Genomic DNA, 19,735 nt, shown 5'->3' with positions numbered 1-19,735 from the left:
CCACGGACCCTACGCCGTGGTGCGCGCCCGGCTCAGCTGAGGGTCTTCAGCGACGCCGCGTCGTACGGGGCGAGCGCGTCGAAGCGGCCGGTGAGGACCTTCTCGGCCCACTGCGGGTCCTGGAGCAGCGCGCGGCCGACGGCGACGAGGTCGAACTCGTCGCGCTCCATGCGGTCGAGGAGGTTGTCGAGGCTGCCGATCGGGGCGCCCTCGCCCAGGAAGGCCTTGGTGAAGTCGCCGTCGAGGCCGACCGAGCCGACGGTGATGGTGGTCTTGCCGGTCAGCTTCTTGGTCCAGCCGGCGAGGTTGAGGTCGGAGTCGTCGAACTCGGGGTGCCAGTAGCGGCGGGTGGAGGCGTGGAAGGCGTCGACGCCGGCCGAGGCGAGCGGGGTGAGGATGGCCTCCAGCTCCTCGGGGGTCTCGGCGAGGCGGGCGTCGTAGGCGTCCTGCTTCCACTGCGAGTAGCGGAAGATCACGGGGAATTCGGCCGAGACCTTCTCCCGCACTGCGGCCACGATCTCCGCGGCGAACCTGGTGCGGGCCACCGGGTCGCCCCCGTAGGCGTCGGTGCGGCGGTTGGTGCCCGACCACAGGAACTGGTCGACGAGGTAGCCGTGGGCGCCGTGGATCTCCACGCCGTCGAATCCGATGCGTTCGGCGGCGGCCGCCGCCTCGGCGAAGGCGCCGACGACGTCGTCCAGGTCGCGCTGGGTCATCACCTTGCCGGTGACCTCGTCCTCGCCGATGCGCAGGCCGGAGGGGCCGACGGCGGGCGCGTCGGCGAACGGCGGGTCCCCGGCCTTCCGCACCATCCCGATGTGCCACAGCTGCGGCACGATGGTGCCGCCCGCGGCGTGCACCGCCTCGGCGACCTTCGCCCAGCCGGCCAGCTGCTCCTCGCCGTGGAAGCGGGGGACGCGGTCGCTCAGCCCGGCGGAGTCGTGGCCGACGTAGGTGCCCTCGGTGACGATCAGACCGACACCGGCGGCGGCACGGCGGGAGTAGTACGAGACCACGTCCTCGCCGGGCACGCCGCCCGGGGAGAACATCCGGGTCATCGGCGCCATCGCGATGCGGTTCGGGACGGTCAGACCGTTGATGGTGGCCGGGCGGGCGAGGACCTGGGCGGCGCGGGACGCGGCCTCGGAGGCGGTGACGGTCACGTGGGGGCTCCTGGGGAGAGGTACCGGTCAGTATGTGCACATGCATTGAAGCTGCGGTCATGCACAACCAGCGCTCCCGCCTCCGCATTCCGGCCCCCGTCCGTGACCCGGGTCATACACGCCCCGGCGGCCCGGACCATCGGCCAACTGGAGTCAGGGCCCCGGGAACTGACACCCCGACAGGCCGTGCGCCACCGGCGCCGAGCCGCTTCGCACCTGGTCAGGAGACGCACGGAAGGATGAACGCGCGCGGAAACTGATCATCGCCGTCCACGCCCGGGTACATCAATGCCCGTACACCGCAGTACACCTCGTTCAACGATCAGGAGACGGAACATGAGGAAGATTCTCGCCCGCACTGCGATCGTGGCCGGCCTGGTGGCCGGCATGGGCGCCTTCGCCGCGCCCGCGGCGACCGCGGACGTCATCATGGTCTTCGAGCAGGGCCCGGGCGACTCCACGTCCGCTCAGGTGAAGGACTCGGAGAACGTCGACCAGAAGGCGAACGACAAGAGCGTCCGCACCGGCGACCTCACCTGGTGGCTGAAGGACGTGAAGAACAGCCCGCTCACCACCGAGGTCGAGGGCGCCGAGCAGGACCAGGGCGAGCAGGCCTGATCCACCCGGGCACCGGCGGGCTCGACATCCACGCCGACCGAGCCCGGCGGCCGGACGCACCCGAGGGCGGCACCCCCTGCAGGAACAGGGGGTGCCGCCCTCGGCGCGTGCGGGACGCTGATCAACCAGAGGTCGATCAGAAGTCCATGTCACCGCCCGGCATGCCGCCCGGAGCACCGGCCGCGGCGGCCTTCTCCGGCTTGTCGGCAATGACGGCCTCGGTGGTGAGGAACAGCGCGGCGATGGAGGCGGCGTTCTGCAGCGCGGAACGGGTCACCTTCGCCGGGTCGATGATGCCCTCGGCGATCATGTCGACGTACTCGCCGGAGGCGGCGTTCAGGCCGTGGCCGACCTGGAGGTTGCGCACCTTCTCGACGACGACGCCGCCCTCGAGACCACCGTTGACGGCGATCTGCTTCAGCGGGGCCTCCAGGGCGAGCTTCACGGCGTTGGCGCCGGTCGCCTCGTCACCCGAGAGCTCCAGCTTCTCGAAGACCTGGGAGGCCTGGAGCAGGGCCACGCCACCACCGGCGACGATGCCCTCCTCGACGGCCGCCTTCGCGTTGCGGACGGCGTCCTCGATGCGGTGCTTGCGCTCCTTGAGCTCGACCTCGGTGGCGGCACCGGCCTTGATGACGGCCACGCCGCCGGCCAGCTTCGCCAGGCGCTCCTGGAGCTTCTCGCGGTCGTAGTCCGAGTCGCTGTTCTCGATCTCGGCGCGGATCTGGTTGACCCGGCCCTGGACCTGGTCGGCGGAGCCGGCGCCGTCCACGATCGTGGTCTCGTCCTTGGTGATGACGACCTTGCGCGCGCTGCCCAGCAGGTCCAGCGTGGCGTTCTCGAGCTTGAGGCCGACCTCCTCGGAGATGACCTCGCCGCCCGTGAGGATGGCGATGTCGCCGAGCATGGCCTTACGGCGGTCGCCGAAGCCCGGGGCCTTGACGGCGACGGACTTGAAGGTGCCGCGGATCTTGTTGACGACCAGGGTCGACAGGGCCTCGCCCTCGACGTCCTCGGCGATGATCAGCAGCGGCTTGCCCGACTGCATGACCTTCTCCAGGAGCGGCAGCAGGTCCTTGACGTTGCCGATCTTGGAGTTGGCGATCAGGATGTACGGGTCGTCGAGCGACGCCTCCATACGCTCCATGTCGGTGGCGAAGTACGCCGAGATGTAGCCCTTGTCGAAGCGCATACCCTCGGTGAGCTCCAGCTCCAGACCGAAGGTCTGGGACTCCTCGACGGTGATGACGCCTTCCTTGCCGACCTTGTCCATGGCCTCGGCGATGAGCTCGCCGATCTGGGTGTCGGCGGCGGAGATGGAGGCCGTGGAGGCGATCTGCTCCTTGGTCTCGACGTCCTTGGCCTGCTCGAGCAGGGCGGCGGAGACGGCCTCGACGGCCTTCTCGATGCCGCGCTTGAGGGCCATCGGGTTGGCGCCGGCGGCTACGTTGCGCAGGCCTTCCTTGACCAGGGCCTGGGCGAGGACGGTCGCGGTGGTCGTTCCGTCACCGGCGACGTCGTCCGTCTTCTTGGCGACTTCCTTGACCAGCTCGGCGCCGATCTTCTCGTACGGGTCCTCGAGCTCGATCTCCTTGGCGATGGAGACACCATCGTTGGTGATCGTGGGGGCGCCCCACTTCTTCTCGAGGACGACGTTGCGGCCCTTGGGGCCGAGCGTCACCTTGACGGCGTCCGCGAGCTGGTTCATGCCGCGCTCGAGGCCGCGCCGCGCCTCCTCGTCGAACGCGATGATCTTGGCCATGTGAAGTGGTCCCTCCAGGACTGGGGGTGATTCCTTCGGACCGCGCCCGCGCCCGCGACGGACGGCTCGCCGGCCTCGCGGTTCCTTCCCCACGCGGCCTGCGGGCCTCACCGACCCGGTCCTTCGTTGTCACTCTCACCTTCAGAGTGCTAACGCCAATGATTAGCACTCGCCCCTGTCGAGTGCAAGCGCCTCCCGCGGATCGGGCGGGGCGCTCAGCCCCCCGCGAACAAGGCTCCGGGCAGGCCGAAGGGCCCGCACCCCGGGAGAGGTGCGGGCCCTTCGGAGAAGAACCGTTTACTTGCGGTGGCCGAACGTCTCAGGCGCTGAGGCGAACCATGTCGGCCTGCGGGCCCTTCTGGCCCTGCGAGATCTCGAACTCGACCCGCTGGCCTTCTTCGAGGGTGCGGTAGCCGTCCATCTGAATCGCGCTGTAGTGGACGAAAACATCCGCACCACCGTCGACCGCGATGAAGCCGTACCCCTTCTCCGCGTTGAACCACTTGACGGTGCCCTGAGCCATGCCTAACTCCCCTATTACTGGCCCTTGCACAGATCCGCACTTCGCGGACCCGGGTCAGACCTCACCCCCCACGACTGGGGGCGTGCGCCGGAACGCGTCGACCGCGGCTGAATGTATCTGTCCAACTGCCGTCTGCAACAGGTCAATCGGACGAGAAATCTGGACGTACCCGGTCCGGAATATGGCGAACTTTCGCCTGAATTCGGGTCAAGTCGGGTGACGCGAAAGGCACAAAAGCCGCGAAATACGCCCACACTTTGGCTACTTCTTGTCGGGCGCAAAGCAGGAATTCAAGGCTCCGGATCTCTCGATCAGGGGCGCGTTCCCCAACTCTACCGCGCTCAATCCAATGGAATTGCCCCCTCCGCTTCTCTCACGGAGGGGGCAATGGGTACTACGAGGCGTATCAGCCGCCGGCGACCGCCGGGATGATGGAGACACCCGCGCCGTCCGGGGTCGCGGTCTCCAGGCCCTGCTCGAAACGGACGTCGTCGTCGTTGACGTAGACGTTGACGAAGCGGCGCAGCTTGCCCTGGTCGTCCAGGACGCGGGCGGCGATGCCGTTGTGGTTCTTCTCCAGGTCGGTGATGACCTCCCCGAGGGTCGCGCCCTCGGCGGCGACCTCGGCCTTGCCGCCGGTGTAGGTGCGCAGGATGGTCGGGATGCGAACGGTCACGCTCATGCGAGGCCAGCCTCTCGGAAGGAGTCCAGGTTGGGGCGGATGGTGGCGGTGAGACCGGTGCCGGCCACCGCGTCGAGGGTCTTGAGGCCGTCGCCGGTGTTGAGGACGACGGTGGTGAGCGACGGGTCGAGCACGCCGTCCTCGATCAGCTTCTTCGTGACGCCGACCGTCACACCGCCGGCCGTCTCCGCGAAGATGCCCTCGGTCCGCGCGAGCAGCTTGATCGCGTCGACGACCTGCTCGTCCGTCACATCCTCCACCGCGCCACCGGTGCGGCGCGCGATGTCGAGGACGTAGGGCCCGTCGGCCGGGTTGCCGATGGCCAGCGACTTGGCGATGGTGTTCGGCTTCTGGGGGCGTACGACGTCGTGGCCCGCCTTGTACGCGGTGGACACCGGCGAGCAGCCCTCGGCCTGGGCGCCGAAGATCTTGTAGGGCTTGTCCTCGACCAGACCGAGCTTGATCAGCTCCTGCAGACCCTTGTCGATCTTCGTGAGCTGCGAGCCGGAGGCGATCGGGACGACGAGCTGGTCGGGCAGCCGCCAGCCGAGCTGCTCGCAGATCTCGTACGCGAGGGTCTTGGAGCCCTCCGCGTAGTACGGCCGCAGGTTGACGTTGACGAAGCCCCAGCCCTCGCCGGCCGGGTCGCCGATCAGCTCGGAGCAGAAGCGGTTCACGTCGTCGTAGTTGCCCTGGATGCCGACGAGTTCACCGCCGTAGACGGCGGCCATGACGACCTTGCCCTGCTCCAGGTCGTGCGGGATGAACACGCAGGAACGGAAGCCGGCCCGGGCGGCGGCGGCGCCGACGGCACCGGCGAGGTTGCCGGTGGAGGAGCAGGAGAGGGTGGTGAAGCCGAAGGCGCGGGCGGCCTCGAGGGCCTGGGCGACGACGCGGTCCTTGAAGGAGTGCGTCGGGTTGCCGGAGTCGTCCTTGACGTACAGACCGCCGGTGACGCCGAGCTCGCGGGCGAGGTTGTCGGCCTTGACCAGCTTGGTCCAGCCCGGGTTGATGTTCGGCTTGTCGGCCACGTCGGCGGGGACGGGCAGCAGCGGGGCGTAACGCCAGATGTTCGCGGGGCCCGCTTCGATGCGCTTGCGCAGTTCCTCGGTGTCGTACGCCGAGAAGTCGTAGGCGATCTCGAGGGGGCCGAAACACTCCTCGCAGGCGAAGACCGGGCCGAGGGGCACCCGGTGGCCGCACTCCCGACAGCTCAGGGCGGCGGCGGGGCCGAGATCGACCGCGGAGTGCACGTCGTTCGCGGGGTTCGTGGAGCTTTCGGCAGTCTGCACAGCCATGGAGGCGAGGCCCTTTCTCCTCATCTTCCTCACGACGCATCTCGCCGTGAGACGGATTTGGCACCTTCCCTAGCCGGGAGCCTCGCCACGTCTGTGTGACAAGAACCGACTGGAGGGTTGCCGGGGCTTCATCGGGCCGTATCCCTCTGCCCCTCTGGATGAGCGGTATGTGGTTGTTGTTCGGTTGTACGCGCGGCGACCCCCGGCATGCGACGGTCCTCCGCGTTGTTCAAGACTGTAACCGAAGGCCAGGACACTTGAGATAGTCGTCCGTACCGCGAGATGGATCACAAAAGGAGCGACCGACCGTGCTGGAAGAAGTCGAGCGCTGGCTGAGCGCACGCTCCTGGTCCGCCGCGGACCGGCCGATCCAGCGCCTGCTGACCGCCAAGCACGCCACCGGTCAGTCGGTCAGCGTGGTGCTCCCCGCCCTGAACGAGGAGGCGACGGTCGGCGACATCGTCACGGTGATCCGCCGGGACCTGATGGAACGGGTCCCGCTCGTCGACGAGGTCGTCGTCGTGGACTCGGGGTCGACCGACCGTACGTCGGCGGTGGCCGCGGCGGCGGGCGCGCGCGTCGTGCACCGCGACGCGATCCTCCCGCGCATCCCGGCCGTGCCCGGCAAGGGCGAGGTGCTGTGGCGTTCGCTGCTGGTCACCGGCGGCGACATCGTCTGCTTCGTCGACGCCGACCTGCGCGACTTCCGCGCCGAGTTCGTCTCCGGGATCGTGGGCCCGCTGCTCACCGACCCGGACGTGCACCTGGTCAAGGCCATGTACGACCGCCCTCTCGGGGAGGCGCCCGGGCAGGGCGGCCGGGTCACGGAACTCATGGCCCGCCCGCTGCTCAACTTGCACTGGCCCCGGCTGGCCGGCTTCGTCCAGCCGCTCGGCGGCGAGTACGCGGCCCGCCGCTCCCTGCTCGAACAGCTCCCCTTCCCCGTCGGCTACGGCGTCGAGCTCGGCATGCTGGTCGACGCCCTGCACCTGGTGGGCCTGGACGCTCTCGCGCAGGTCGACGTCGGCGTCCGCCGGCACCGGCACCAGGACGGCCAGGCCCTGGGCCGGATGTCCGCCGCGATCTACCGCACCGCCCAGCTCCGGCTGGCCCGCGGTCATCTGGTCCGGCCGTCCCTCACCCAGTTCGAGCGCGGCGCCGACGGCTTCGAGCCGCGCACCTACTCCGTGGACACCGAGGAACGGCCTCCGATGGCGCACATCGCGGAGTACGCGGCGCGCAAGGTGGCGTGACGCGTCAGCCGGTGACGCCGTCCGACCAGCGCCAGGTGCCGGAGGCGTCCGGCTCGCAGGTCAGGTACTCGCCGCCGCGGCCGTGGGTGCTCAGGCCGCGGTGCTTCTTGGCGCAGAACTGGCCGTCGGCGTAGCAGTTGCCGGCGGGGCTGGTGAGCTCGCAGGCGCCGGTGCCGCCGCCGGTGCCGCCACTCGTCGTGCCTGCCGTGGCGGTCCCGCCGGTGCCGGTGTCCTGCGGCTCGGCCGATTCGGGGGCAGGGGTCGGCAGCGGGTCCAGCAGACGTCCGTCGCAGTCGCGGCCGTCGCGGGGGACGGTGAACGTCACGCCGCCGGGGCCGTCGGTCTGCTCGCAGACCTCCTCGTCCAGGTCCCAGGCGGAGGCTTGCCGCCCTGTTCCCTGCAGCTGAACGGTGTAGTCGATGTGAGCCGCCTTGGCCGCGAGCACGGCCCCTCCGACGTCCCGGCCGGTGTGGTCCGGCAGCGTGACGGTGGTCGGCGACGGGGTGTGGGTGGGGCTGGAGCTCTGTGCCGCGGTGGCCGTCGCGGGCCGCGCGTCCGCCTGCGGGCCGCCGGTGCTTCCGTCGCCGCAGCCGACCAGTGCCAGCGCGCAGGTTGCGACCAGCGCCGCGGCTCCCCCGAGTCTGCGTATGCGTGTGCGTATGGGCATGGCGCCCGCCCCCCAGAAAGTTGAAATGTGCACCGCATAGCCTCGGCCTTTTCACATCTCCCACACAAGTGGCGTGACCGAATCGCCGCCGAAGTGATCCCCGGGCACGTTTGAGGTTTTCGGGGCCGGGCTAGGTTGAGGCGTATGGCTTCAAGCTTCGGTGCTGCTCAGGTGCTGGTCGCCTCCAACCGGGGGCCGGTCTCGTACGAGGTGCGGGAGGACGGGTCGCTGCACGCCAAACGGGGCGGTGGCGGGCTGGTCTCCGGACTGTCGGCCATCGGGCCGGACGCGGGTGCGCTGTGGGTGTGCTCCGCGCTGGGCGACGGCGACCGGGAGGCGGTGCGGCGCGGGGTCGGCGAGGACGGCGTACGGATGCTGGACGTCCCGGCCGACGTGCACGCGGACGCGTACAACGGGATCGCGAACTCGGTGCTGTGGTTCGTCCACCACATGCTGTACCAGACCCCGCTGGAGCCCGTCTTCGACGGTGAGTTCCGGCTGCAGTGGGCGTCCTACGAGGCGTACAACCGGGCCTTCGCCGAGGCGCTGGCCGAGGAGGCCGCCGAGGGGGCGGTCGCGATCGTGCAGGACTACCACCTGACGCTGGTGCCGGGGATGCTGCGGGAGCTCCGTCCCGACCTGCGGATCGGGCACTTCTCGCACACGCCGTGGGCGCCGGTGGACTACTTCCGGGTGCTGCCGGACGACATCGCGGAGCAGGTGCTGCGCGGGATGCTCGGCGCCGACCGGCTCGGGTTCCTCACCCGGCGGTGGGCCGACGCGTTCACCGCCTGCTGCGATGCGCTGGTGGGCGGGCTGGGCGGCACGGAGATCGGCGTGCACGGGCTCGGCGCGGACGCGGACTTCCTGCGGAAGCGGTCGCACGAGGCCGACGTGGACGAGCGGATGGCGGCGCTGCGGGCGGAGATCGGCGAGGGCCCGGGCGGCAGCGCACGGCGGACGATCGTCCGGGTGGACCGGACCGAGCTGTCCAAGAACATCGTGCGGGGGCTGCTGGCGTACCGGGAGCTGCTGGCGGGGCGGCCCGAGTGGCGGGAGCGGGTCGTGCACGTCGCGTTCGCGTATCCCTCGCGGCAGGATCTCGCCGTGTACCGGGACTACACCGCCGAGGTGCAGCGGGTGGCTCAGGAGATCAACGCGGAGTTCGGGACGGCGGACTGGACGCCGGTCGTGCTGCATGTGAAGGACGACTTCGCGCGGTCGCTGGCGGCGTACCGGCTGGCGGACGTGGCGCTGGTCAATCCCGTCCGGGACGGGATGAACCTGGTCGCGAAGGAGGTGCCGCTCGTCTCCGACGAGGGGTGCGTGCTGGTGCTGTCGCGGGAGGCGGGGGCGTACGAGGAGCTGGGCGAGGACGCGCTGGTGGTGAATCCGTACGACGTGTCCGGGACGGCGGAGGCGTTGCACGAGGCGTTGTCGATGAGGGCCGGGGAGCGGGCGGAGCGGTCGAAGCGGCTGGCGGCCGCCGGCACCGCGTTGCCCCCGGCGCGGTGGTTCCTGGAGCAGTTGGAGGCGCTGCGGGGCTGACGGCCGGGGGTAGGGCGCGGGTGTGGGCCGGGGCTACCGGGCCTGGACCGGCGGGCAGTACCCGGTCTCCTCGCCGATCGAGTTGATCTCGGCGTTCGGCCTCGGGTCACCGGCGTAGTTCACCTGGTCCGTGCACTTCACCCCGTCCTGCTTCGGGGTGCCGGACGGCGTGCCGCCCGACTGCGGCTCGGGGCAGGTGCCGGTCTCCTCGCCGATCGAGTTGATCTCGGCGTTCGGCCTGGGGTCATCGGCGTAGTTCCGCTGGTCCGTGCACTTCGCGCCCTTCCCCTGGTCCGGCTGCGCGCCCGCCGGGGTCTTTGCGGACGTGCCGCCGGTGGTGGTTCCGTCGTCGGTGGTCCCGGTGCCGGCGGTGGGGGACTGCGCGGTGCTCGTCGCGGTGGCTGCGGGGGTGGCGGGGGCGGCGTCGTCGCTGGTGCCGCCGTTGTCGCTGGTGCCGCAGGCGGTCAGCGCCAGGCCGAGGGCCACGGCGGCGAGGGCGAGCATCGGGGTCTTCCGAGCGGACATGACGGGTTCCTCCACGGTTCTGGGCCTCACTGAGCAGGCTTTACGGCGTGCAAGACCGTGGGGCGGCAGACCGCGTTGCCCCGCCCGTGATGCCCGGACATGCCTGTGACGATCGGCGGAACCGTCCGTGACGTTGTCTCAGGCCAGCCGGTGCGCGAGGGCCGCCAGGAGGGCCACCACTCCGGCCGGGCCGGGCACCTCCACGTCCGCACGCTTCCTCAGTTCCGTCACCTCGTCGCTGCCGCTGCAGACCAGGAGGCCCGGGGTGCCCTCGGCACGGAGGGTGTCGACCGCCGCGTAGGCCGGGAGGTCGCCGAGGTCGTCGCCGGCGAAGAGGACGGAGGCGGCGTCGAGGGAGTGGACGTACGACCGCAGGGCCGCGCCCTTGTCCATGCCGGGTGGGCGCAGTTCCAGGACCATGCGACCCGGCTCGACGATCAGGCCGTTCCGGGAGGCCAGGTCGGTGAGCGGGGCACGCAGGGCGTCGAAGGCGGCCTGCGGGTCGGGGGCGCGGCGGGTGTGGACGGCGACCGCGTGGCCCTTGTCCTCCGTCCAGGTGCCCTGCGCCGCCGTCCCGGACCGCTCCAGCAGCCCCGGCAGCTCGGCGCGGACGGCGGCGACGCCGGGGTGCGGTTCGGGCGTGGTGAGGGTGCCGGTGGCGGCGTCCCAGCGCTCGGCGCCGTAGTGGCCGAGGACGACGAGGTGCTCCAGGCCGGGGACATCCGCGAAGCCGCCGTGGTGGACGGCGACCTCGGCGGGGCGGCCGGTGATCACGGCGATGGAGGCGATCTTCGGGGCCAGGGCCGCGAGCGCCGGTACGGCCTCCGGGTGGGCGCGGGCCCGGTCGGGGTCGGGCACGATCGGGGCGAGCGTGCCGTCGAAGTCGAGCGCGACCACCGCACGGCCGGGGTGCGCGAGGAGGGCGTCGAGCCCTTCGCGTCCGGCCGCCGTCGCGGGCGTCGGCAGGGGGTGTGGGGAGTCGTCTCGGGAGGAGTCCTGGTGGCTGCCCATACGGCGAACCTATCCCGTCGGGGCCGACCGCAACCGCACGTCGGCCTCACCGCTCCGCTGCCTCACCGCTCCGCGCGGCGCGACTCCCGTATCCGGCGCAGCCGGTTGACCGTCACCGGGTCGGCGGCCAGGGCGCGGGGGTCGTCCAGGAGGGCGTTGAGGAGCTGGTAGTAGCGGACGGGGGCCAGGCCCAGCTCCTCGCGGATCGCGCGCTCCTTCGCGCCGGGGCCGGGAAAGCCGCGGCGTTCCAGCGCGAGGATGTTCCGCTCCCTGTCTCCGAGCTGCCCCACGTCCATGTACGGCACCGTAACGCCCCCCACCGACAACGGCCGCCGCTACTCCGCGCTGCCCGCCCGCATCGCCGTCGCCTGGATCTGGCCGAGCACCTCGGAGGGGCTGCCGCCGGAGGCGACCGCCTGGCCGATGCGCTTCTTGACGTCCGCGCTGACCGAGGCCCAGGAGGTCTTGCCGACCGGGTACAGCTCGGAGAGCAGCAGCTCGTCCAGGAACGGCTGGAGGTTCTTGTCCTCCGCCGCCGCGCTCATGACCTGGGACGCGGAGGTGGTCACCGGCAGCAGGTCGTACTGGCGGGAGAAGTCGAGGACGTTCTCGTCGCTGTAGACGAAGTCGAGGAAGTCGCCGATCTCCTCCTGGTGGCCGTTCTTCTTGAAGGCCGTCATCCAGTCGGTGACGCCGAGCGTGTTCTGGCTCTCGCCGTCGGCGCCGGGCGTCGTCACCATGCCGTACTTCACGCCCTTGTCGGACGCCGCCTTCATCAGTGTGGGGTGCCCGTTGAGCATGCCGACGTCGCCGTTCGCGAAGGCGGCGAAGGCGTCGGCCCGGTTGAGCCTGCCGGGGGCCACCGGGCCGGTCAGGCCCTTGCCGACCAGCTCGTCCTTGAGCCAGGTGAAGGTGGTGACGTTCTGCGGCGAGTCGATGGAGTAGGTGCCGACGTCGTCGGTGTAGCCGCCCCCGCCGCTGAGCATCCACTGCATCGCCTCGGCCGGCGCCTCCTCGGGGCCCAGCGGCAGCGCGTACGGGTACTTCACGCCCTCGTCCTTGAGCGCCTCGGCGGCCTCGGCGAGGTCGTCCCAGCTCTTGGGAGGGGTGACGCCGGCCTTGTCGAAGAGGGTCTTGTTGTAGAAGAGCACGCGCGTGGAGGCCGCGAAGGGCAGGCCGTACTGGACGCCGTTGACCTGGCCGGCCGCGGAGAGCTGGGAGACGAAGTTCGCCTGGACCGGGATGGAGAGCACGTCGTCGGCCCGGTAGAGCAGGCCCTGGTCCGCGTAGTCGGAGTACGCGCCGATCTGCGCCATGTCGGGCGCCTTGCCGTCCTCGACCATCTCGCGGACCTTGCGGTCGACGTCGTTCCAGGAGTAGACGGTGACGTCCACCTGCACGTCGGGGTGCTTGGCCTCGTAGGCCTTGGCCAGCTCGTCCCAGTAGTTCTGGGAGCTGTTGGCCTTGCTGTCGCCGTAGTCGGCAGCGACCAGCCTGAGCGTCACCTCGCCGGAGTCGCCGGTGAGGCCGCAGCCGCCGAGGACGGCCGTCATGCCCAGTGCGGACACCACCGCGATCGTTCCTGTCCTTCGCCGCTGCACCTGATTCCCCACCCTGCCGATGGCACGTCGTTTCACCGCACGTGCCCGCTCGCCTGTTTGCTTGTTTGCTTGTTCGTGCGTTCGTTTAACGGATTAAGGTCTACACCACAGCAGTGGACTAGACCTCTCGCGGGTCAACGGGCCACACTGTCCCCGTGAGACATGTCATCGCCCTCGATGTGGGCGGCACCGGGATGAAGGCCGCTCTGGCGGGGCCGGGGGGCGAGCTGCTGCACCAGGCCCGCCGCGCCACCGGCCGCGACCGCGGGCCCGAGGCGGTCGTCGCGGGCATCCTGGACTTCGCCGCCGAACTGCGCGCCCACGGCGTCGACCGGTTCGGCGAGCCCGCCCGCGCCGCCGGTGTCGCCGTCCCCGGCATCATCGACGAGGAGCACGGCACCGCCGTGTACGCGGCCAACCTCGGCTGGCGCGACGTACCGCTGCGGGCACTGCTCGGCGAACGGCTCGGCTCCATCCCGGTCGCCCTCGGCCACGACGTGCGCACCGGCGGGCTCGCCGAGGGGCGGATCGGGGCCGGCCGGGGCGCCGACCGGTTCCTGTTCGTGCCGCTGGGCACCGGCATCGCGGGCGCCATCGGCATCGACGGCCGGGTGGAGTCGGGCGCCCACGGCTTCGCGGGCGAGATCGGCCACGTCGTCGTGCGCCCCGGCGGCATCCCGTGTCCGTGCGGGCAGCGCGGCTGCCTGGAGCGGTTCGCGTCCGCGTCGGCGGTGAGCCAGGCATGGGCCGAGGCCTGCGGCGACCCGGACGCGGACGCCGCCGACTGCGCCAAGGCCGTCGAGTCGGGCGACGCCCGGGCCGTACGCGTGTGGCAGGACGCGGTGGACGCGCTCGCCGACGGGCTGGTCACCGCGCTCACTCTGCTGGACCCGCGCGTCCTGATCATCGGTGGCGGCCTCGCCGAGGCGGGGGAAACCTTGTTCACACCGCTGCGGGACGCCGTCCGGCGGCGCGTCACCTTCCAGAAACTGCCGGAGATCGTCCCCGCCGCGCTGGGGGACACCGCCGGCTGCCTCGGTGCCGGGCTGCTCGCCTGGGACCTGCTCGGCGCCGGCCCCGCGACCGCACCCGCTCCCACGACCCTTCCCACGACCGCGACTCCCCCGGAGGTAACCACCTGATGGCCCCAAGCAAGGTTCTCGCCGGTGCCCGGGTGGTACTGCCCACCGGGACCGTGGACGACGGCCGCGTGATCGTCGACGGCACGCGGATCGCGGACACGGCACCCCCGGAGGCGGACGTCCTCGACGCGTCGGGCCACTGGGTGGTCCCCGGCTTCGTCGACATCCACAACCACGGCGGCGGCGGAGCCTCCTTCACCGGCGGCACCCCGGAGGACATACTCCGGGGCGTCCACACCCACCGCCTGCACGGCACCACCACCCTGGTCGCCTCCGCCGTCACCGGCGACCTGGACTTCCTCGCCCGGCGCGCCGGGGTGCTCGCCGAGCTGGCCCAGCAGGGCGACGTCGCCGGCATCCACTTCGAGGGGCCGTTCATCTCCCCGTGCCGCAAGGGCGCCCACGACGAGCAGCTGCTGCGCGCCCCCGACCCGGCCGAGGTCCGCAAGCTGATCGACGCGGCGCACGGCCACGCGAAGATGATGACGCTGGCCACCGAACTGCCCGGCGGACTGGACTCGGTACGCCTGCTCGCCGACCACGGCGTGATCGCGGCCGTCGGGCACACCGACGCGACGTACGAGCAGACGGTGCAGGCCGTCGACGCGGGCGCGACCGTGGCCACCCACCTGTTCAACGCGATGCCGCCGCTCGGCCACCGCGACCCGGGCCCGATCGCCGCCCTCCTGGAGGACGAGCGGATCACCGTCGAGCTGATCAACGACGGTACGCACCTGCACCCGGCCGCGCTCCAGCTCGCCTTCCACCACGCGGGCGCGGCCCGGGTCGCCTTCATCACCGACGCGATGGACGCGGCCGGCTTCGGCGACGGCCGCTACATGCTCGGCCCGATGGAGGTCGAGGTCGCGGACGGGGTGGCCCGGCTGGTGGAGGGCGGCTCGATCGCGGGCTCCACGCTCACCCTGGACCGCGCCTTCAAGCGGGCGGTGACGGTGGACGGGCTGCCCGTCGGGGACGTCGTCGCGGCGATCTCCGCCAACCCCGCGCGGCTGCTCGGCATGTCCGACCGGATCGGCTCCCTGGAGCCCGGCAAGGACGCCGACCTCGTGGTCCTGGACCCCGGCTTCGACCTGGTGGGCGTGATGCGCCGGGGTGAATGGGTGGTCGATCCCCAACTGGGCTGATCCGTCCGGCCGGTCATGGGGACGGTGGCCGACGCGGGGACTGGGCCGACCGCCGTCCGTTTGGCATGATCGTGTCTTCGGAAAACATCTCCGGGACAGGCAGCCGGAGGCGATCGGGGGAGGTCGGTAAGGGTGATCCTCACCGTCACGCTCAACACCGCTCTCGACATCACCTACCGCGTCCGGTCCCTGCGGCCGCACACGTCCCACCGGGTCACCGACGTGACGGAGCGGCCCGGCGGCAAGGGGCTGAACGTGGCCCGCGTACTGGCGGCCCTCGGACACGAGGTGACGGTCACCGGCTTCGCGGGCGGCACCACCGGGGACGTCGTGCGCGCGGGGCTCACCGGCGTGCGCAAGGTGGCCGACGCGCTGGTCCCGGTCGCGGGGGCGACCCGGCGCACCATCGCCGTCGTCGACGAACGCACCGGCGACACCACCCAGCTCAACGAACCCGGCCCGGCCGTCGCACCCACCGAGTGGAACGCCTTCCAGGCGGCCTACGAGGATCTGCTCGCCGATGCCGCCGCGGTGGCCCTGTGCGGCAGCCTGCCGCCGGGCGTGCCGGTCGGCGCGTACGCCGGGCTGGTGCGCACCGCGCGGGCGGCGGGCGTGCCGGTGCTGCTGGACACCAGCGGGGAGCCCCTGCGGCGGGGGGTGGCCGCCCGCCCGGACATCATCAAGCCGAACGCCGACGAGCTCGCCGAGCTGACCGGTTCGCACGAGCCGCTGCGGGCCACGCAGGCCGCCCGGCGCCGCGGCGCCCGTACCGTGGTCGCCTCGCTGGGCGCCGAGGGGCTGCTCGCGGTGACCCCGGAGGGCCACTGGCGCGCCGCTCCGCCGGCCCACGTCCACGGCAACCCGACGGGCGCGGGCGACTCGGCGGTCGCCGGTCTGCTCTCCGGCTTGGTCGAGCACCTGCCCTGGCCGGACCGGCTGGCCCGGGCGGTCGCCCTGTCCGCGGCGACGGTGCTGGCACCGGTGGCGGGCGAGTTCGACCGGGCGGCGTACGAGGAGCTGCTCGGGCGCGGGGTCGCGGTGACGGCGGAGGCGGGCGCGGCGTGAGCGCTACTCCTTGACCTGGCCCTTCTTCAGGGAGAACTGGTCCAGCAGCACGTTGCACTTGTCGCCGTCGGCGCAGGAGAGCGTGATGGTGTTGGTGCCCTTGTTGAGGGTGGGCCAGGCGTAGGTCTTGGTCCACCCCTTGGCGAAGTCGCCGTCCTTGGCCCCGGTGAAGTTGCCCAGGTTCAGCTTGCTGCCGAACTCCTTGCCGTTGACGGTCAGCGTCATCGACTGGTCCTCGCCGGCCGCGCTGTAGCCGGCGAAGAGGGTGTAGAGGCCGTCCTCGGGGATACCGTCCACGGTCCAGGTGACCGAGGCGCCGGGCTGGTTGAGGTTGGCCACGTAGACGCCGCCGTCCGACCGGGCGCCCTCGATGTCCGAGGCCGTCGCCACGCCGGGCGACAGGCGCAGCGTCTTCGCGTCGACCTCCGGGAGCTTCACCTCTTCCTCGGCCGTGTCACTGGCGGACGGGCTCGGTTCGGTGGTCTCGGACTGGGTCGGGGTGATGCCGCCACCCGCCTCGTTGCCGCCCTTGTCGTCGTCCGAGCCGCTGCTCGTCATGGCCACGGCGATGCCGATGACGACCGCGGCGACGACCGCGACCGCGCCGATCAGCAGGCCCTTGGTGTTGGGGCCGCGGCGCCCGCCGCCCCCGCCGTGCCCGCCGTGCCCGGACTGCTGCGGGGCGGTGGGGGCGCCGCCGCCGGGGAACGTCTCCGGCGCGGCGTAGTGTGCGTTCGGCTGCCCGTAGGCGCCCTGCTGCTGCGGGGCGGCCTGCCCGTAGGCGGCGGTCGGGGCGGTCTGGCCCTGCGGTGCCCCGTACTGCCGTGTGCCGACGGGACGCACCCGGTTGACGGAGTTCGGGTAGCCGTAGCCACCGGACGGCGGCTGGGCCCCGTTGGCCTGCCCGTCGGCGTACAGATAGCCGAACGGGTCGTCGTCCTCGGGCGTGCTCGCGCCGTTGTTGCCGGGCGTCATCCCTAGGTCTCCTAACCAGGTGCGGTGTGCGTGTGCGGTACGTCGTGAGAGGGCGAGCCTACCCGCTCCGGCTGGGCCAAACGGGTGACTCAGACCGCATCAGCCCGCTGACCTGGGGTTCATCCCGCACGCCTGTGCTGTTTGGGACGAGATCGTTTCTCGACGTACATCCGCTCGTCCGCGGATTTCAGGACTTCGTCCGCCGTCATGCCGCAGTGGGCCCATCCGATGCCGAAGCTGGCGCCTACGCGGACGGCGCGGCCCTCGGCCCGGATCGGCTGGATGATCTCGTTGCGCAGGCGGACGGCGAGGTCCTCGGCGTCCGCCCGGCCGAGTCCGTTGGCGAGGATCACGAACTCGTCGCCGCCGAGCCGGGCCACCGTGTCGCCGTCGCGCACGCCGCCGCCGAGCCGGCGGGCGACCTCGATGAGCACGGCGTCACCGGCGTTGTGCCCGAACCGGTCGTTGATCGACTTGAAGCCGTCCAGGTCGCAGAAGAGGACCGCGAGCCCCTTGGTGCCGTCGTCGCGGCCGTCCGCGGGGGCGACGGCGTGCACATGGTGGTCGTAGGCACCGTACGGCTCGGTGAGCGCGCCGAAGTCGTAGGTGTGACCCCCGGAGTCGAACACGGCGGAGTGCCCGTACGCCGCGTCCATGGCGTCGGCCACGGACACCTGCGAGGACTGCGGGCGCTGGCACAGCCGGGCGGCGAGGCGCGAGCGCAGCTCGGCGGAGTTCGGCAGTCCGGTGAGGGAGTCGTGGGAGGCGCGGTGGGCGAGCTGGAGCTCGCGGCGCTTGCGCTCCTCTATGTCCTCGACGTGGGTGAGCAGGAAGCGGGGCCCGTCGGCGGCGTCGGCGACGACGCTGTTGCGCAGGGAGACCCAGACGTAGGTGCCGTCGCGGCGGCCCAGGCGCAGCTCGGCCCGGCCGCCCTCGGCGGAGGTGCGCAGCAGGGTGCCGATGTCCTCGGGGTGGACGAGGTCGGAGAAGGCGTAGCGGCGCATCGCGGAGGCGGGGCGGCCGAGCAGACGGCACAGGGCGTCGTTGGTGCGCAGGATGCGGCCGTGCTGGTCGCCGCCCATCTCGGCGATGGCCATGCCGGAGGGGGCGTACTCGAAGGCCTGCCGGAAGCTTTCCTCGCTGGCCCTGAGCGCCTGCTGGTCGCGTTCCAGGCGGACCAGGGCGCGCTGCATGTTGGAGCGGAGCCGGGCGTTGCTGATCGCGATGGCCGCCTGGAACGCGTACATCTGCAAAGCCTCGCGGCCCCAGGCGCCGGGACGGCGGCCGTTGCGCGGCCGGTCCACGGACAGGACGCCGATCAGCTCGCCGCTGGTGCCGCCGCCCTGCGGGCCGGGTGCGTACATCGGGGCGAAGAGCCGGTCCGAGGGGTGCCACTCGTCCTCGAAGCGGGGCGCGGGTCCGTCGGTGTACCACTGCGGGACGTCGTCGTCGTCGAGGATCCAGCCCTCGGTGTGGGGGATGAAGATCAGGTCGCCCCACTGCTCGCCCATGCTCAGGCGCCGGTCCCAGGACTCGCGGGAACCCGCCCGGCCGGTGATCAGCGCCTCGGCGGCCTGGTTGCCGGAGAAGGCGGCGACGACGAGGTCGCCGTCGGGACGGACCATGTTGACGCACGCCAGCTCGTACCCGAGGGCCTGGACGACGCCGTCGGCGACGGCCTGCAGGGTGTCGGCCAGGCTGCGGGCCTTGTTCATGTCGGCCATGACCTGGTGCAGCTGCCGCAGGGACGCAAGACGGACGTAGGGCTCCGACTCGGTCTCCATGCTCGCCCTCCCCCCGAGACCTCGCAGCGAATCAAGGGTTGCCTTGGCGCCTTTACTGATGGTGCCCTTCCAGTTCCCCGCCACTGAATCACAGCGCGCTGCCCACTCGGTACACAGGGTCAACAATTACCGCCCCTTGTGACTCAAGTCACAGCGAAAGATGAACAATTGAGTGGTGTTTCTGCGTTTTCCCGGTGCGTTTACTGAACGCAAAGTTTGTAGGTATGCGCACGTCTCCTGAAGGGGCTCGCGGAAGGGGCTCGCGGGGCTCCTTCTGTGGTCCTAGGTCCCGGTTCGGAACCCGGTTCGGTCCGGGGTCCGATGCCGGACCGCCGGGGCGGCGATTAGCGTGACGGGGTGCCGAACACTCCGTCTCTCACGTCCCCCGCGTCCCCCACGCTCCCGTCGCCGTCGCCCGCCGCCGGGCATGCTGAGGGGGTGAGCAACGACGAGTTCCGTGCCGCCATGTCCAGGCTGGCCTCGGGCGTGGTCCTGGTGACCGCGCAGGAGCCGCCGCTCGACCCCGACGACCCGCTCGCTCCGCGCGGCGAGGACGTCGGGATGACGGCCACCGCGTTCATGTCGGTGTCCCTGGACCCGCCGCTGGTCCTGGTCGGCCTGCGCGAGGGCTCCCGCATGGACGACCTCCTCGACGAGCAGCCGCTGTGGGCGGTCTCCGTCCTGTCCGAGAGCCAGCGGCACATCGCGGGCCGCTTCGCGATGAAGGGCCGCGTCAGCGACCGGCTCCTCTTCGAGGACATCCCCTACACCCGGGGCGGGGCGTCCGGGGCGCCGCTGGTGGGCGGGGCCCTGGCCACCCTGGAGTGCCGCACCGAGCAGCGTGTGCCGGCCGGGGACCACACCCTGGTGATCGGCCGGGTGCTCACCGCCGCGGTGCCGAGCGCGGACGGGGGACCACTGGCGTACTTCCGGGGGCGGTATCGGCAGTTGGGGTGAGTACTGGCAGTTGAGG

19 protein-coding genes and 1 riboswitch are annotated in these 19,735 nt (G+C 71.5%); of the genes, 7 read left to right on the top strand and 12 right to left on the bottom strand.

The window, feature by feature from the left end; translation table 11 throughout:
• Positions 1–32: 32 nt before the first annotated feature.
• Positions 33–1,163, bottom strand: coding sequence for an NADH:flavin oxidoreductase (locus ACIGO6_RS16635; RefSeq protein ID WP_399876277.1), 1,131 nt, complete (start codon positions 1,161–1,163; stop codon positions 33–35).
• A 336-nt stretch (positions 1,164–1,499) separates the two neighbouring features.
• On the opposite strand from ACIGO6_RS16635, the gene ACIGO6_RS16630 reads away from it, so the two are divergent.
• Positions 1,500–1,781, top strand: coding sequence for a hypothetical protein (locus ACIGO6_RS16630; protein WP_399876274.1), 282 nt, complete (start codon positions 1,500–1,502; stop codon positions 1,779–1,781).
• A 136-nt stretch (positions 1,782–1,917) separates the two neighbouring features.
• On the opposite strand, the gene groL is transcribed toward ACIGO6_RS16630, so the two are convergent.
• From groL to thrC, 4 genes are all read right to left on the bottom strand, one after another.
• On the bottom strand, positions 1,918–3,543 hold the full coding sequence (gene groL, locus ACIGO6_RS16625) for a chaperonin GroEL (protein WP_399876271.1): 1,626 nt from the start codon (positions 3,541–3,543) through the stop codon (positions 1,918–1,920).
• Positions 3,544–3,862: 319 nt separating this feature from the next.
• Positions 3,863–4,066: a cold-shock protein gene (locus tag ACIGO6_RS16620; protein WP_004929928.1), complete on the bottom strand. Its 204-nt coding sequence runs from the start codon at positions 4,064–4,066 to the stop codon at positions 3,863–3,865.
• A 406-nt stretch (positions 4,067–4,472) separates the two neighbouring features.
• Positions 4,473–4,748 carry a ubiquitin-like small modifier protein 1 gene (locus tag ACIGO6_RS16615; protein WP_399876268.1) on the bottom strand — a complete coding sequence of 92 codons (276 nt, stop codon included), beginning with the start codon at positions 4,746–4,748 and terminating at the stop codon, positions 4,473–4,475.
• Entirely contained in the window at positions 4,745–6,046 is a 1,302-nt protein-coding gene (gene thrC / locus ACIGO6_RS16610; protein WP_399876265.1) for a threonine synthase, read from the bottom strand. Before thrC ends, ACIGO6_RS16615 begins: the two co-directional genes overlap by 4 nt.
• A gap of 17 nt (positions 6,047–6,063) precedes the next feature.
• Positions 6,064–6,211: riboswitch (SAM riboswitch) on the bottom strand.
• Positions 6,212–6,354: 143 nt separating this feature from the next.
• Between thrC and ACIGO6_RS16605 the strand changes: the two genes are divergently transcribed.
• Positions 6,355–7,299, top strand: a complete 945-nt coding sequence (locus ACIGO6_RS16605; RefSeq protein ID WP_399876263.1) for a glucosyl-3-phosphoglycerate synthase — start codon at positions 6,355–6,357, stop codon at positions 7,297–7,299.
• A 4-nt stretch (positions 7,300–7,303) separates the two neighbouring features.
• Here ACIGO6_RS16605 and ACIGO6_RS16600 read toward each other — a convergent pair whose 3' ends face one another.
• Positions 7,304–7,966 (bottom strand): hypothetical protein, encoded by a 663-nt coding sequence (locus tag ACIGO6_RS16600; RefSeq protein WP_399876261.1) that lies wholly within the window; start codon positions 7,964–7,966, stop codon positions 7,304–7,306.
• Positions 7,967–8,110: 144 nt separating this feature from the next.
• On the opposite strand from ACIGO6_RS16600, the gene ACIGO6_RS16595 reads away from it, so the two are divergent.
• Positions 8,111–9,514 (top strand): trehalose-6-phosphate synthase, encoded by a 1,404-nt coding sequence (locus ACIGO6_RS16595; RefSeq protein WP_399876259.1) that lies wholly within the window; start codon positions 8,111–8,113, stop codon positions 9,512–9,514.
• 33 nt (positions 9,515–9,547) lie between these two features.
• On the opposite strand, the gene ACIGO6_RS16590 is transcribed toward ACIGO6_RS16595, so the two are convergent.
• The 4 genes from ACIGO6_RS16590 to ACIGO6_RS16575 all read right to left on the bottom strand — a co-directional run bounded on the left by ACIGO6_RS16590 (position 9,548) and on the right by ACIGO6_RS16575 (position 12,603).
• Entirely contained in the window at positions 9,548–10,039 is a 492-nt protein-coding gene (locus ACIGO6_RS16590) for a hypothetical protein (protein ID WP_399876257.1), read from the bottom strand.
• Positions 10,040–10,177: 138 nt separating this feature from the next.
• Positions 10,178–11,050, bottom strand: a complete 873-nt coding sequence (gene otsB, locus ACIGO6_RS16585; protein ID WP_399876254.1) for a trehalose-phosphatase — start codon at positions 11,048–11,050, stop codon at positions 10,178–10,180.
• Between the two features lie 62 nt (positions 11,051–11,112).
• Positions 11,113–11,346, bottom strand: a complete 234-nt coding sequence (locus ACIGO6_RS16580) for a DUF3263 domain-containing protein (protein ID WP_399876252.1) — start codon at positions 11,344–11,346, stop codon at positions 11,113–11,115.
• 39 nt (positions 11,347–11,385) lie between these two features.
• Positions 11,386–12,603, bottom strand: coding sequence for an ABC transporter substrate-binding protein (locus ACIGO6_RS16575; protein ID WP_399877006.1), 1,218 nt, complete (start codon positions 12,601–12,603; stop codon positions 11,386–11,388).
• Between the two features lie 242 nt (positions 12,604–12,845).
• Between ACIGO6_RS16575 and ACIGO6_RS16570 the strand changes: the two genes are divergently transcribed.
• The 3 genes from ACIGO6_RS16570 to ACIGO6_RS16560 all read left to right on the top strand — a co-directional run bounded on the left by ACIGO6_RS16570 (position 12,846) and on the right by ACIGO6_RS16560 (position 16,003).
• Positions 12,846–13,793, top strand: coding sequence for an ROK family protein (locus tag ACIGO6_RS16570; protein ID WP_399877003.1), 948 nt, complete (start codon positions 12,846–12,848; stop codon positions 13,791–13,793).
• Positions 13,793–14,938 carry an N-acetylglucosamine-6-phosphate deacetylase gene (gene nagA / locus ACIGO6_RS16565; RefSeq protein WP_399876249.1) on the top strand — a complete coding sequence of 382 codons (1,146 nt, stop codon included), beginning with the start codon at positions 13,793–13,795 and terminating at the stop codon, positions 14,936–14,938. The genes ACIGO6_RS16570 and nagA overlap by 1 nt, the downstream gene beginning before the upstream one ends.
• A gap of 132 nt (positions 14,939–15,070) precedes the next feature.
• Positions 15,071–16,003, top strand: coding sequence for a 1-phosphofructokinase family hexose kinase (locus ACIGO6_RS16560; RefSeq protein WP_399876247.1), 933 nt, complete (start codon positions 15,071–15,073; stop codon positions 16,001–16,003).
• A gap of 3 nt (positions 16,004–16,006) precedes the next feature.
• On the opposite strand, the gene ACIGO6_RS16555 is transcribed toward ACIGO6_RS16560, so the two are convergent.
• On the bottom strand, positions 16,007–16,978 hold the full coding sequence (locus tag ACIGO6_RS16555) for a carbohydrate-binding protein (RefSeq protein ID WP_399876245.1): 972 nt from the start codon (positions 16,976–16,978) through the stop codon (positions 16,007–16,009).
• A gap of 119 nt (positions 16,979–17,097) precedes the next feature.
• Positions 17,098–18,762, bottom strand: coding sequence for a diguanylate cyclase CdgB (gene cdgB / locus ACIGO6_RS16550; protein WP_399876242.1), 1,665 nt, complete (start codon positions 18,760–18,762; stop codon positions 17,098–17,100).
• A 357-nt stretch (positions 18,763–19,119) separates the two neighbouring features.
• On the opposite strand from cdgB, the gene ACIGO6_RS16545 reads away from it, so the two are divergent.
• Complete coding sequence (locus ACIGO6_RS16545; protein WP_399876239.1) at positions 19,120–19,719, top strand: flavin reductase family protein; 600 nt, start codon at positions 19,120–19,122, stop codon at positions 19,717–19,719.
• The last annotated feature ends 16 nt before the right edge of the window (positions 19,720–19,735 follow it).

The sequence above is a fragment of the Streptomyces sp. NPDC053750 genome, assembly GCF_044544295.1.
Classification (GTDB): Bacteria; Actinomycetota; Actinomycetes; order Streptomycetales; family Streptomycetaceae; genus Streptomyces.
The sequence above is the reverse complement of the archived record's forward strand: the minus strand, read 5'-3'. Positions and strand labels throughout refer to the sequence as shown.